At 55.0% G+C, this 13557-nt stretch carries 15 protein-coding genes; 2 read left to right on the plus strand and 13 right to left on the minus strand.

Annotated elements, in window-relative coordinates; translation table 11 throughout:
- Positions 1-62: 62 nt before the first annotated feature.
- From AACY98_RS10035 to AACY98_RS10050, 4 genes are all read right to left on the minus strand, one after another.
- The gene (locus AACY98_RS10035) at positions 63-296 is read right to left on the minus strand and encodes a hypothetical protein (RefSeq protein WP_126980061.1); all 234 of its coding nucleotides are present in this window, start codon (positions 294-296) and stop codon (positions 63-65) included.
- A 66-nt stretch (positions 297-362) separates the two neighbouring features.
- Positions 363-890, minus strand: a complete 528-nt coding sequence (locus AACY98_RS10040) for a hypothetical protein (protein WP_339804691.1) — start codon at positions 888-890, stop codon at positions 363-365.
- A gap of 186 nt (positions 891-1076) precedes the next feature.
- On the minus strand, positions 1077-1520 hold the full coding sequence (locus tag AACY98_RS10045) for a Bbp16 family capsid cement protein (RefSeq protein ID WP_339804693.1): 444 nt from the start codon (positions 1518-1520) through the stop codon (positions 1077-1079).
- Positions 1521-1551: 31 nt separating this feature from the next.
- Positions 1552-2598: a major capsid protein gene (locus AACY98_RS10050; protein ID WP_126980058.1), complete on the minus strand. Its 1047-nt coding sequence runs from the start codon at positions 2596-2598 to the stop codon at positions 1552-1554.
- A 389-nt stretch (positions 2599-2987) separates the two neighbouring features.
- Between AACY98_RS10050 and AACY98_RS10055 the strand changes: the two genes are divergently transcribed.
- Positions 2988-3419: a hypothetical protein gene (locus tag AACY98_RS10055; RefSeq protein ID WP_339804695.1), complete on the plus strand. Its 432-nt coding sequence runs from the start codon at positions 2988-2990 to the stop codon at positions 3417-3419.
- A gap of 242 nt (positions 3420-3661) precedes the next feature.
- On the opposite strand, the gene AACY98_RS10060 is transcribed toward AACY98_RS10055, so the two are convergent.
- From AACY98_RS10060 to AACY98_RS10090, 7 genes are all read right to left on the minus strand, one after another.
- The gene (locus tag AACY98_RS10060; RefSeq protein WP_339804697.1) at positions 3662-4084 is read right to left on the minus strand and encodes a VOC family protein; all 423 of its coding nucleotides are present in this window, start codon (positions 4082-4084) and stop codon (positions 3662-3664) included.
- Between the two features lie 118 nt (positions 4085-4202).
- Positions 4203-5117: a toxin-antitoxin system YwqK family antitoxin gene (locus AACY98_RS10065; protein ID WP_126980055.1), complete on the minus strand. Its 915-nt coding sequence runs from the start codon at positions 5115-5117 to the stop codon at positions 4203-4205.
- Positions 5118-5700: 583 nt separating this feature from the next.
- Positions 5701-6837: a toxin-antitoxin system YwqK family antitoxin gene (locus tag AACY98_RS10070; protein WP_339804700.1), complete on the minus strand. Its 1137-nt coding sequence runs from the start codon at positions 6835-6837 to the stop codon at positions 5701-5703.
- A gap of 34 nt (positions 6838-6871) precedes the next feature.
- The gene (locus AACY98_RS10075; protein ID WP_339804701.1) at positions 6872-7663 is read right to left on the minus strand and encodes a toxin-antitoxin system YwqK family antitoxin; all 792 of its coding nucleotides are present in this window, start codon (positions 7661-7663) and stop codon (positions 6872-6874) included.
- A gap of 184 nt (positions 7664-7847) precedes the next feature.
- On the minus strand, positions 7848-8489 hold the full coding sequence (locus tag AACY98_RS10080) for a toxin-antitoxin system YwqK family antitoxin (RefSeq protein ID WP_339804703.1): 642 nt from the start codon (positions 8487-8489) through the stop codon (positions 7848-7850).
- A 767-nt stretch (positions 8490-9256) separates the two neighbouring features.
- Complete coding sequence (locus AACY98_RS10085) at positions 9257-9946, minus strand: toxin-antitoxin system YwqK family antitoxin (RefSeq protein ID WP_339804705.1); 690 nt, start codon at positions 9944-9946, stop codon at positions 9257-9259.
- A 108-nt stretch (positions 9947-10054) separates the two neighbouring features.
- Positions 10055-11113, minus strand: a complete 1059-nt coding sequence (locus AACY98_RS10090; RefSeq protein WP_339804707.1) for a toxin-antitoxin system YwqK family antitoxin — start codon at positions 11111-11113, stop codon at positions 10055-10057.
- A gap of 164 nt (positions 11114-11277) precedes the next feature.
- On the opposite strand from AACY98_RS10090, the gene AACY98_RS10095 reads away from it, so the two are divergent.
- The gene (locus AACY98_RS10095) at positions 11278-12297 is read left to right on the plus strand and encodes a hypothetical protein (protein ID WP_339804709.1); all 1020 of its coding nucleotides are present in this window, start codon (positions 11278-11280) and stop codon (positions 12295-12297) included.
- A 105-nt stretch (positions 12298-12402) separates the two neighbouring features.
- Here AACY98_RS10095 and AACY98_RS10100 read toward each other — a convergent pair whose 3' ends face one another.
- Both AACY98_RS10100 and AACY98_RS10105 read right to left on the minus strand, forming a co-directional pair.
- The gene (locus tag AACY98_RS10100) at positions 12403-13173 is read right to left on the minus strand and encodes a hypothetical protein (protein WP_339804710.1); all 771 of its coding nucleotides are present in this window, start codon (positions 13171-13173) and stop codon (positions 12403-12405) included.
- Positions 13157-13534: a hypothetical protein gene (locus AACY98_RS10105; protein WP_339804712.1), complete on the minus strand. Its 378-nt coding sequence runs from the start codon at positions 13532-13534 to the stop codon at positions 13157-13159. Before AACY98_RS10105 ends, AACY98_RS10100 begins: the two co-directional genes overlap by 17 nt.
- Between the last annotated feature and the right edge of the window lie 23 nt (positions 13535-13557).

A 13557-nucleotide genomic window follows, 5' to 3' on the forward strand; every position in this document is an offset into this window, starting at 1 on the left:
TTATACGCAGGGATAACACATGCTCAAAACCCCGCGCCTCACCCGGCTGGCCCTTTTACCCTTCAGCCCTTTTCTGCACGCGCCCTGGCTGTACGTGCCGTTGAAGCTGGCCGGGTACTTTTAGAAGCATCCGCTTTGCGCACCGCCTTCTTTTGCACCACGGCAACAGGCGCTGCCTCAGCAGGCTCCACCCGGTCTGCCCAGTGCGAACAATCACGCCCGCTCACAAACACCTCACCCGGTTGAATCAGCACATTCTGCACCTGCCCCATCTCCCTTGCCTGCCACTTCACCATCACCGCCCACCTTTCAAAAAACACCGCCAAATACGGCACTCACGCCCAACTCATACCCCATCAGCCTCACACCTTCACAAACGACAAACGCCTGTCAACCGACGGCTGATTCGTAATGAACGCATAAAACCATGCATTCTCCAGCGACTGCTGCACTTCATAATACAAACGGAACCGCTTCTGATACCCCCCCGGCGGAAACACCTGCACTGCAAACAAACTGCCCACCTGCACTGTCGAAACATCCACCGTATCCGTTTCCAGCACCGTCTGCGCATTCTCCCAGTCGTCACCGGCAGCCGTCTTCACCACCATGCGCACCATTCCCGCAGGCCGTTCAGGTGCCTGGCCGTTGCCCGCATCCTTGGGCTGCAACAGCATCACCCCCAGATAAGCCGGCAGGCCCGAACCATCATCCAGCGCCAGATCATAAGGCGACGTCTTGATCGCATCCAGATCCAGCGTGTTATCACCCCACTGTGAAACCGTCACCTGCTGCGCCACAGAAAACCCCAGCCGCACCGTCTCACCACTCACCACAATACCGCCGATCTCTATCGAAATATCAAACCCATCTTCAACATCCACCGCCATCCATCACCCCTTTAGACATACCTTCAAGAGCCGCCCCAGTGCCACCAGTACAAACACAGACACAGAAAAACGGAGTGCAGGCCACACAACAACGTCCACGCTTCATTGCCCCATTGCCTTATTGCACCTGCATCGCCTGCACTCCGTCACCACCAACCGGCCCTGCTGCGGCCGGCTCCCTGCTGTTTACAGCATGGCGCTGCCCGCGGCCAGCGCATGGCTCACATGCGCATCCTTCACCATAAATGCATTCACCACCCCATTGGTCAGTGAACCATCCACGGTATAACGCACGGCCAGATACTTCCGGTACGCATCCAAAGGCAAACGCAACGCACACAACCGCTGATACGGCTGCAAGGCACTCACGTCCACCTCACCCGAACTCACCACCACCTTCGCGCCCGTCATCTGCGCGTTATCCGCCGTCTCCAGCGTCACCGTCAGCGTACCGGTACCGCTGGCCGCCGCAGTCGCCAACTGCACCACCAGCCACACCGGCTCACCTGCGCCCAGGTCCACCTTGGCGTTTGGTGTTGTACCGGCAAACATATTCAGCACATTGTCTGAAAGTGCATTGGCCGACACCACCTGCTTGTTAGAAAACTCCAGTTTGCTATCCAAAATCATCTGTACACTCCTTACCGTGTCACCCGCCCCCTCAGGGAGCAACCACCACATCCTCATTGTTCATAATGCGATCCACCTTGCGAATCGGCACACCGTCAAACACCACCTCGCTGGTGCGCTTGCCAAACTGATTGAGCCCCTGCTCAATCGACAGCACATTGCTCGTCTTCTCCATCGCGGCAATCTTGAGCAGCGAAAACAACGTGCGGTTCACGTAAAACGCAGGCCGTACCGCATCCAGTGATGGCAGATGATCAATCGCACGGCTCATCAGCTTGATGATCGACGTCTTCGCATCCAGCGCCTGCGAACCGCTCAGCCCCTCCAGGTCATTCACGCTGATATTGGCAACACGCACCACATAACGCCAGTCACGCACCGTCAGCCCCGCATTCCACTTGATATGCGCACGGTAGGCCTCAAAATACCCACCCTTGTCATCGGTCACCGTCACCTGGCCCTTATCGTCAAACGACAGCCCGGCCTTGGAGCCTTTCGGGAAAATGCCATGCACCGTGTTATCACCCCAGCCTACCAGCCAGATCGAAGTCAGAGGCCCGGTCGTGCCACCCGCACCCAGCACATTCTGCGCACTCGCTGCCGCATTGGCACTGGCCAGCTCGCTGTAACGCACCGCCAGCCCGGTAAACTTCGCCGGCTCCGCCGTTGCATTACCATAAATCAGCGTCTGCGCCATCTCCTGATTCATCGCCTCAAAAAAAGCCTGGCTCTCCGACAAACGGAACTGCTCCGTATTGCCATTCAAATCCGCCAGATCCTTATCCACCTCTGAATACGACTCCAGCATCCCGCATGTATCGGTAATCTGCACGGTCGTTGACTTCGACGGCTGCACCCCCTCATACAGCTTGCGCCACGCCACATTGGGCATACCGGTGCGAATGGTGGTCTTGTGCCCGGTCGGCAAATTCCCCTCGCGCCAAATCATGTCAGACAAAATCGAATTATTCTGATTCAGAATCTCAACAATCTTGTCCACCTTCCCGTTTTCATCCAATCGTTTGGCCCAGTCATTCAACGTCAAATTTGAACGCGGTGCCTCATTCGCAACGGCCATTCCTGCTCCTTCCATACATATAAATAAAGATACAGGCGCAGCATAAAACCCGGTGCCCTTTTTATGTGAACAACACACCCACACAACAAGGCGCATAGAACGCGCTAGAATGAAAATTCATTTAAAAATGGAACCCCTCAATGAAAAAAAGTCTCTTCATTATTTTCTTCAGCTGCTTCTTTATGCATTTGGCATCTGCACAGCAAAGCATCAATTTTGACTACCTGAACCTCGGGCAAACCCTTGCGTACCCGCTGTGTCAGAAAGACATAGAAAATTCACAGCCGGCCTGCATACACACGATAGGTTTTGCGCACGCCCAGAAAAGCATCGTTGGTTATGGTGACCGTGTAGGAGGAATCCAGGGGCTGAAAACCTTCAGGTTAAATGTGGCGGCAGATTTTGACCAGGCGTTGCGTACACAGCTTCAAAACAAAGGCATTACCATCAAAAACGGATTCTCTCCGTGGCATATTGAAGGGTTGGCGGACAAAAATAACAGGATACTGCAATACAGCTTTAACTATTGCACTTCGGACTTTGAAAAAATTTTACAAACCATGGATCAGCAGTTTGGGACCCATCAATTCAACGATTTAACCGCTGAAGCAGAAAAAATCATCAGCGGTCAGCGATTCGCCCACCCGCATGGATATGAGCTCTATGCACAGTTTTACACCTGGACGGCAGGCGACAAAGTCATTGTGCTGACCACCAACCCTGAGAGATCCTGCTTTGAACTCGCCGTTATGACAACAGACTACTTTAATCAAAAAAGCAACGAGCTGAAATATGAACCACAAGTGATTCACTACCTCTGAAATTACCCGGCAAAACAGTCAGGTGCATTCTGTTATCGGTAGATGAGTCAGCGTATCCAGGTCATTTTTTACATGAGGATGAATGATACGCGTCCATCTGCCGCTCAAACAAAAAATCATGACCAAAGCACCTGAAACTTTTCACACAACCGAAAAACCTCACTGCTAAAAAGACTGTTGACACAGCCAACGCAAGGCCAGTTTGATCTGTTGCATGGAAAAACATTTTTCCCAAAAACACCTTACCTCGGGTTACACACCACCTCATACTTGATACCGTCAGGGTCCTTGAAAAAAAACGCATAATAATCCGGCCCGTGCTCCTCAAACACACGCGGCGCATGCACAATCTGTGCGCCGATAGCCGCCACCTGTGCATACATATCGTCCACCTGCGCGCGCGACGACGCCCTGAACGCCAGGTGATGCAGCGCCCCGGGCTTTCTGCGGTGTACTTCATCATGTGCAAAAGCACGCCGCGGCGAGCAAATGCCAAAGTCATACTCCGGGTGCAAATACTCCACCACATACAGATCATGCGCCTCAAGCACAGCACTCACCTTGCGGTTGATATCAAACCCAAAAATCGGCATCAGCCGGTCATAAAACGGCTCGGCCACCCGCATATCCCGCACCGTCACCTGTATATGGTCTATCGCCAGCATCGCTTTACCTTTCTGTCAACATCCGCTCCGACTGCGTTATGCACAGCCCCGCATACCACTCATTCTACCTGCGATCACATATCCGCCTGCCCATAAAAAAAGGAGCCGAAGCTCCTTTTCAATCCCCCCCTGCGGGCATCCTGATCAGCACGCCTGCCGGCACACCGCCACCGCCCTCATGCTCCAAGGGATGAGGTTCTCCATAGTTTTTCTGCCAGATCTGCATTCCTGCCTGATCCCACTTATACCAGGTTCCCACCTCTTTGCCCTTGTAGTACAGCCCCTCTTCTTTTTTCTGTCCGCTTTCATACCAGTAACTTGTCCACAAACCATGAAACTGGCCCTGCAAAAATGAGCCCTCGCAAATCTTGTTGCCTTCCGTATCCCATTCGGCACACAACCCCTGCTGCTGCCCGGCGTAGTACTCACACTCGGCCATCACCTGCCCGTTTTCATACCAGTCGGTCCACACCCCCTGCTGCAAGCCATTCACATAAGTACCTTCCGTCTTTTTGCCGCCATTTTCATACCATTCGGTCCACAGACTTTCACGCCGGCCATTCAGATACAGCGCTTCAGAAGCCAACTGCCCGCTCAAATACCATATTCTCGACTTGCCCTGCAACGTGCCATTGTGAAAAAAAGACTCCTGCACCTTCTGCCCCTCAGGGTTCCACACCAGATAGGCGCCGGTAATCCTGCGGTTGACATAACCAAAGTCGGTCAGCTTCACACTGCTCTCACCGATCACGGTATACGCACAGGTGTACTTTCCGTCCCCCTCCTCGTAAAAATCCTGCACCAGGTAATGTCCGCCGATCGTCACACCGAGAAACTTGCGGTACAGCTTGCACATCTGCGTAAAAGCATACACCCCGCCGCGCACAACCACCTCACCGGGCTGCCATGGCGCCAAAGCTGTTGCCACGGCGTCAATCGGCGCACTCTGCCGGCAGACACACCCCTTTAACGTATAAACACCGGAAAGGCCTGGCAGCCCCGCACCACTGAACCCAACATTATTCTTGTCCATAACGATTCTTTGCCTCCTTGTTAAACAACGTGCCTTATTGCTGGCACATGCCTATCGAGAAAACACAACCGCCCTGCCCACAGACGCCATTCTTTGCATCACATTTCAGCCTGCATACGGTCTGACAAAACCACCATGCATGGCCTGATGCCACAGACATTCAGTGCGACCCGTTTAAAAGAAATAAACACACACTGAAAGTAATTACAGTCTAACACCGCTGTGCCAATTACGCACATGCCATATACCAATCAGGCAACACATCGCAGGTACAACCAGCCGCAAAACAGCGGCTGGCACAAAGCCTCTTTGGCCCTTTTCCCTCTGAAAATATACAACCAGCCATGCCGGCACACACCCTGCCAAACCCCTTCTTGGCACAAGGTCTCAAATGCCCCTTCGCCAATTGTATTTATACCTGCTTGCGCACCCCAAACGCACCAGATGCCCCAACAAACCGGCCACAACCATAAAAAAACCACCTGCCGTCATGACAGGTGGTCCATTGTCGAACCCGGTACCGCCTTATACAGAAGTTGCTACCTCAAACACAGCGGCATCCGGCAGCCCTTATACCAGGTTATTATACCGAGCCGCCATAGTTCACTTCATCCAGCAGCTTGCCGCTATCGTCCCACTGGCTCCATATGCCCACTTTGGAACCACTGCGGTAACTGCCTTCACTGGCCTTTTGGCCATTGGCATGCCACTGAGTCCACTGGCCTTGTTGCTTGCCATCCAGATACTGGCCCTCTACGGCTTTCTGGCCGTTATCATGCCACTGTGTCCAGGTACCCTGCAACTGCCCATCCTTGAACTCACCTTCGGTCTGCTTCTGACCGTTGTCATGCCACTGAATCCAGGCGCCGTGCTTGCGGCCATCCTGGTAGTCCCCCTCCTCAAACTTTTGCCCGTTGGCATACCACTCGACCCAATGCCCCTGCGGCTTAGCGCCATCGTAGCTGCCCTCTGAATTCTTCTGCCCGTTGGCATGCCAGCGCACCCACAGGCCCTGCATCTCACCATCCTTGTATGCACCTTCTACCGACTTCTGGCCATTGTCATGCCAGCTGGTCCAGTTGCCCTGTTTGGTACCTGCCACATACGATCCTTCTGACTTCTTCTGGCCATTGTCGTACCATTCGCTCCACAGCCCCTGGCGTTCGCCATTGCTCCACTCGCCGGATTCCGTCTTGGTGCCGCTCTCGCTCCAGTTTGTCCATACACCATGCGACTTACCGGCTACGTATTCACCCTCTGCCGACTTCTGCCCATTGGCATGCCAGAACACCCAGGGGCCGCTCTGTAACCCGTTCTCATAGGCGCCCAGCACCCTTTCCTTGCCATCGCAAGACCAGCGCACATAGGCACCCGAAACATCCCGCTCATAAGGTTTAAAAAAATCACCCCGCTCCACATCTTCACGCTTGACCACCATGTACGGATCGGTCAGCTTCAACTCCACCGGCTTGCCGGCCTCATCAGTACGCACATGAAAAAAATCCTGCACCAGGTAGTGGCCATCAACCGTCATCCCCAAAAACCGGCGCACCACCGACTTGGCGCCACAGGCCTCAGATATCGGTTGCGTTGCCACCTGGGCCCCCATCTCCCACGGTGCAGCCAGCGTTGCCGCCGCATCCACCAACGGAATCTCCTGCGCAGATGCGCCCCATGCCAAAGTAGCCCAACAAGCCAAAACTACCAACTGCTTTTTCACTGATACACTCCTGGTTAAAAAAACCTGACAAAACTCACAACGCTGGCACCATGCCACCGTAATCCATCTTTTCAATCAACTCACCGGACTCACTCCAGCGCTGCCACACACCGCGCCTTTGACCCTTTTCAAAAAAGCCCGACATCGACTTGTGACCGTTCTCATACCAATAACACCACACCCCGTCAGGCTCGCCATCCTGGTAAGCACCTTCCGAGGCCAGTTGCCCGTTGTCATACCACTCCTGCCACAGCCCCTGCTGGTGGTCATGCACGTATGCCCCCGTTTCCCGCATCTGCCTGTTATCATGCCAGACCGTCCAGCGTCCATGCGCCAGACCATCCTCATACATACCCTCGATGGCTTTGGCGCCATCCTCACCCCACATCACCGCATCACCCGATTGCCGCCCATGCACAAAGAACAGTTGATATTTTTTCCCACCATCCGGATACCAGCCCAAATACGGCCCCGAAATCGCCTCACCGCGCCATGCATCAAACCCGGCCGCAGATACATCGCGTTGCTGCATCAGTTCATACGGATCGCTGAACTTCGCATCGCCATGTGCATAAAAATCCTGCACCACAAAAAAACCATTGACAGACACCCCGACAAAACGCCGGTACACCTCAACCGGCCCGCCCCCCGAAGGCAGGCTCCCTGTAGCCACCACTTCACCCACACCCCACGGTGCTACCGCAGTCGCCGCTCTATCTATCTGCGCAGACACATCCCCATCCGACCGCTCACCCGACATGCCGGCACAGCCGCCCAGCAGCAGCGCAGCCATCATGCCCAACAAACCCATCCATACCTTACGCATATGCAGTCACCATCCACAATTTATCCATGCAGTGGCTGCATTCTACAAATAAATTCATATTCACCATTTAAAACTGAACACCTGCAAACAAACACCCTGATATATGCCCATAAAAAAAACCACCTGGTTTGAATCAGGTGGCTTTCCATACAAAGAACAAACCGCGTTTTGACCACACCGCGCATCACGGAATCCATTCAGCCTGCCCCTGCTCCCCATGGCGCAAGACGCCATCCACATTCCACAGCCTCAGCTCTCCATGCAACGCACCGCGTTCAAACTGAGCTTCACTACGCTTATCGCCATTAGAATGCCATGTCATCCATAACCCCTGCGCCCGACCATCATCAAACATCCCCTCCAATACCTTTTCTCCACGAGGATGCCATATCACCAAAGGCCCCGAAATCGAACGATATGATAGAGCAGGGCAGCCCCAGCAAAATGTATGATCAGAACTGAAAACATCCCAAAAACCAAACAAATTTTCATCAGAATAAACATCCGCCTCCGCCATTAATACAAATGGATCAGTCATCTTCGCATCACCCGTATCCAAACGGTAAAAATCCTGAGCCAGATACCCTCCGGCAGCACCCGCTCCCAGAAACATTCGATACACTTCATACCTATTCTCGACCCACTCTCCTGTATCTAGGCGCTCATATCCATACACCGGCTTTATATCACGGCGTACCTCACCCGATTCCCACGGCGCAGCCGCAGTCACTGCCTCATCCATCGATGGCGATGATGCATTTTGCGCTCCTGCCGCAACACCCAGCATCAGCACCATACCCCCCAACATCAGCAAAACCTTTTTCACCACTGGCTCCGTCTTCAACTTTCTTGCCCCAATCATCAGTTTAACTGTTTTTTTCTATCTCCCTGTCATTTCGAACAGGCAAAAAAAAAGCCACCGGGGCGGGTGGCTGGCACTGGGTGCCAAAAGTAGAAAGACTGCTCTGGAGGACAGAGATACAGACTTTCTTCAACCGAAACGCTCTTCAACACTCAAAAATACATCATCAACTCCATTTAATGCCATAGGCAGCAGGCTCCATCTGCCGCAAAACACATCCGTTTGAACACAAGCCGACCCACGAGCCAATCAGACTGTCCGTCAGCAACACGCCACCCGGCATACACCGACATACGCCAGCATCGGTTCAGCACCATGCCGGCATTCACACAAAATCGGAACCGCACAGGTCGCCATCATGCCCAAAAAAAATAACCCCATCTATGCCATAGCCACTTTTCCTTGTGCCTATCTTTGCACCTGTATGCATACCCGCACACACCCATTTTTCGGCCAGATGTACAGGCCACACCAGCCAGGCCCACACCCTTTTTCACAGGGAAAACACCTTCGCCCGGCTTGCAACACCCCATTGCCATACACATACCACACACAACCCGACCAGGCTACCGTCACCAAAACAGCACCCCTTTATACAGCGCGCATCATGGAAAACACCTAGGCTTTTATATCGTCCCCAGGAGTTGCAACACCGGCTCATACAACAGCGCCCATAAAAAAACCACCCGGCCAGTGCGGCGGGTGGTCTTTTCACACCATCTGATATCCGTTCAATTCACCGATTCTACGGTCACGCTCCCATGGTCCTGCTCATCCACCAGCTTGCCGTCACGGTCCCACATGCGCCACAGCCCCACTTTACGGCCATGCTCATAATACAGCTCGCTGCGCTTTTGCCCGTTATCGTGCCAGGTCGTCCACAAGCCATGGGGCTGATTCCCCTCAAACTGCGTTTCCTCCCGCTTCTGCCCATTGTCGTACCAGGTCATCAGCGGGCCCTGCAAACCGCCATCTACATAAAACACCTGCTGCTGTTGGCGCCCATTCAAATACCATGTCACCAGCGGCCCCGAAAAAGACCTGTACCCCGGGCGCAGCACATCCTCCTTAAGCACCACCTCCTGCGCATCCATCAGCACAAACGGCTCGGTATACGGCTTATCATTCTCCTCATAAAAATCCTGTACCAGATAACCGCCCTCAGGCGTTGCCCCTAAAAATTTGCGATACGCATCAAACACCACAAACACCTGCGCACCATGGCGGCGGTACAAATCACTCAACTGCTCACTGCTCTCGTAATCATCCGAATACCGGCTCACCACGTCCCCCACCTGCCACGGCGCAGCAGCCGTAGCCGCCTCATCCAGCGCCGCCGCACTATTGCTTTCAACCGTGCCCTGTGCCCCGGCCAAAGCCCCCGCAAACAACAAAACCCCCGCTGCCAGCCACTTTTTCATCTCATATCCTTGCATCATCTTGTACCGCCAACATACACCCGCTATACCCGCACACATCGGCAAAACCATTTAAAGAACCATTTCACAAAACCATTTTATACCAGCCCTTCACTCTGCTGGCACACCATAATCCTCCTCATGCACCAGTTGCCCGTGTTCGTTCCAGACCCGCCATACACCGCTCAACTGGCCATTCCTGAACACCCCCTCTTCGGCCTTTACACCATTTTCAAACCAGCTCACCCACAACCCATCCTTCTCATTATTCAAATAACGGCCCTCGCTCCACTTATGCCCGCTGGCATACCATGTCGTAGCAAGCCCCTGCCTCACATCATTCTGAAACTGCGCCTGTTCATAAGCTCCATCGTCATACCACCATGTCCACAAGCCCTGGCGCACATTATCCACATAGGGTCCTTCCTCCCGCTTCTGCCCGTCCTCATTCCACACCGTCCAAGTGCCCTGCAACAGCCCCTTTTCATAATGCGCCTGCATCGACATCACGCCATTCTCATACCAGTATGACCATAACCCGTCAGCCACGTCATCCAGATACGGCCCCTCTACAGACTTGCCGCCGCCTTCATACCACTGCACCCACCCCCCTTGTGCCATATCATCTTCATAACGCCCCTGCATCTGCCGCTCACCGCTCTCATACCAGTACAACCACAGCCCCTGCGCCATATCATCGCGGTAATCCCCCTGCACACTCATCTCACCACTGTCATGCCACCAGCGCCACTGTCCGTACGCCACACCATCCTGATACTGCCCGCTCATCATCGGCGCACCATCCGGATGCCACAACGCATAAGCCCCCTGCACCGAGTGGCGGCACGCCGCCTTGAAACACGCAGAAACCACCTCATTGCGCCGCGTCACCACATAAGCATCAGACAACTTGGCATCGCCCGTGCGGTAAAAATCCTGCACCAGATAACCACCACCCTCCACCATGCCCAGAAAACGCCGGTACAGCAGATACACACCCTGCGGGGCAGCAACCCTGCCTTCAGCCACCACCGCACCTGCAGACCATGGCGCTATAGCAGTCGTTGCAGCAGCAGCCTGTGCATCCAGCAACGGCCCGCGCATGCCACTACACGCGCCCAGCACCAGTGCAACCACACCGCTCAACACACACAACCCCATCCGCTTCATACCGCCACTCCCTGTCACGCCTTGAATCCACATCCAAAAAACATCGTCAGATTCATTGTATACAGATCCTGCAATACACCCGCAAAATCGGGCTCCCCACATATAATCAGCAGCAACGGCAACCCGCCTTGCCCCACCATCAACCCCCATAGGAACACACTGACATGCAGGCACACCAAGCCGCCACCTTCGCCATTCAGGCCATGCTGCTGTTTGTAATGCTGGTCCTCCCGCCTGGCACACACGCCAATCAGACCGCATCCGAAAACAGTGCCGCTGCCCAATATGCCCAATGTACCCAACAACATCTGGAAAACCTGCGCCAGCAGGCACTTGCCGCATATCAAAACCAGGGGAAAACCGAGCAGGCCGCACAGGCGGCCATGGAACTGCTGCAAGATGCCGTCGATGCCGACTGCCTCAACCGCCCCGAAAACCCCAGCAGCGAAAACCAGACATCCTCGGCCGACCTGGCAGCCGCCACCGCCTACGCTTGGCTACTTAATGACAGCATGTTCTACCTGCTGCATGCCCCGCAAAAAAACATATATAGCAACACATACAACAACGGCTACACCTGCCTGAGCGTGCTGACCCCGCTGCTCGACGAAGACTACACCCCCGTAACCTGGTTGCCCGAAAACCTGCGCCGCGCCACCGCCCACAACACAAGCCAGTTAATTGCCCACTGCACCGACACCATCACCCGCGCCAACTACTGGCAAAACCAAGTCAGCCAGGCCAACCGGTATACAGCGCAAGCGCCATGCCCGTTTGACAGCACTGCCACACGCCTGAACGACAACCTGTGCATCCGCTTTGACACCGGCCTCTACCCCGAAGCCGCCGAACGCATGCGCACCAGCGATGACGACGTCCCCCTCCCTGACTGCAACGCATCCCCCACCGCACAAGACTGCCCGGTCTTCATCGTCTCCACCCGCACCAACGGGCGCATCACCGCCACCCGCTTTGCGGCCAGCCAGTCGGCCCTGGCCGACATCAGCAACACCTGCACCTTTCAGCATATCGGCGTCAACGCCACTGGCGACCAGTTTGCGCTGCTGGCACCCTACGGCTACGACTGCTTTGGCGGTTCAGCCCGCTTTTCCATTGAAGAAATCTACGAAATCCAAGATGGCAAGCCAGTACTCATACGCAACAACAGCATGGGGTTCCACTAAACAGATAAAACCCTGACATAAGGCATATAAAAAAACCCGCCATCAGGCGGGTCGTCAATTCATTTGGACTACAGGTTCTTTACCTCAACAAAACCTTTACCCTGATCAGCCCCGGTCAAACAGCACCTCTGCCGCACTCCTTGCCTGTGCACGGCCACTGCCGCCCAGCCCTGCCGCGTCATCCTCGGCCAGCCCACGGCCAATCTCATACAGCAGTTGCACCGTCGCCTTCACCCCTACCGCATCCTGCAGTGCGTTAATGATGTCATCAGCCCGGTCCGCCGGCAAAAACTGCGCACGTGCACGCCGCGCCAGCTCAATGTTAGCGTCATAGCGGCCCTGCCACTCCTGCTTCAGCGCCTGCGCCTCGGCCTGGTGCTGTGCCTCCTGCGCTGCCTGCAGCTGTTCCTGCTGCACCTGCATTGCACTCACCTGCTGTGCCATATACGCATTCCAGCCCTGCGCCAGCGTTTCCGCCTGGTGCTGCGTCAGCCCCGCCTGGTACAGCAGCGGCGCCATCTCCTTGGCAAAAACACCATCGTCCCCCTGTGGCAGCGGCAATTCATAATCCTGCGGCTGTTGTGGGCGGCCAATCTGCTCATAAAACTGCGCCCACTGCTGCGGTGTGGCATTCTGCCCCGGCATCTGCACGCCCTGCGGCTGCTCAGCACCATCGCCAAACAAACCGGCTTTATCCCCGGCTTGATTCCCGGTTTCATTGCCAGCCTCATTTCCAGCATGATTCCCGGCTGCACCTTCAGCCTCATGCGGCACCACACCGCCTTGCAGACTGCCCAGCAGCGCCGCACTCACCGAAGCATCATCACGCACCTGCACCTCTCCGTTATCCGCACCCGCATCATTCACTGTATCCATGCTCATCACTCCATCGTTGATCATCATTCCCTGTGCCCGCATTCATCAGCCGCACCAGTTGTGCATCGCTGATATTGAGTGTCTGCACAATCTTCAGCCATACCTCGCGCCGCCCCTCCAGCACCGCCGTGGCGTGCGTATCCACACGTCCATCCTTGCCAAAAACTACGCACGACATATCGGCGCGGCAAAAGCCGCGCAAATCCGCCAGCACCTTCTGTGCCGCACGGCTCAACGCCTGCTCCTGCGCTGCATCTGCATCTGTGCCAACACCTCCACCAGCACCTGCGTTATCCTGCATCACCTCGCCGTACCAGAACACCCGCCGGTACCAGTGCCGCAGATTCTTAAAAAACGTCATCCGGTTCATTGCCAGCCCTTACG

This window comes from Saezia sanguinis (assembly GCF_963921665.1).
GTDB classification, from domain to species: domain Bacteria; phylum Pseudomonadota; class Gammaproteobacteria; order Burkholderiales; family Burkholderiaceae_C; genus Saezia; species Saezia sanguinis.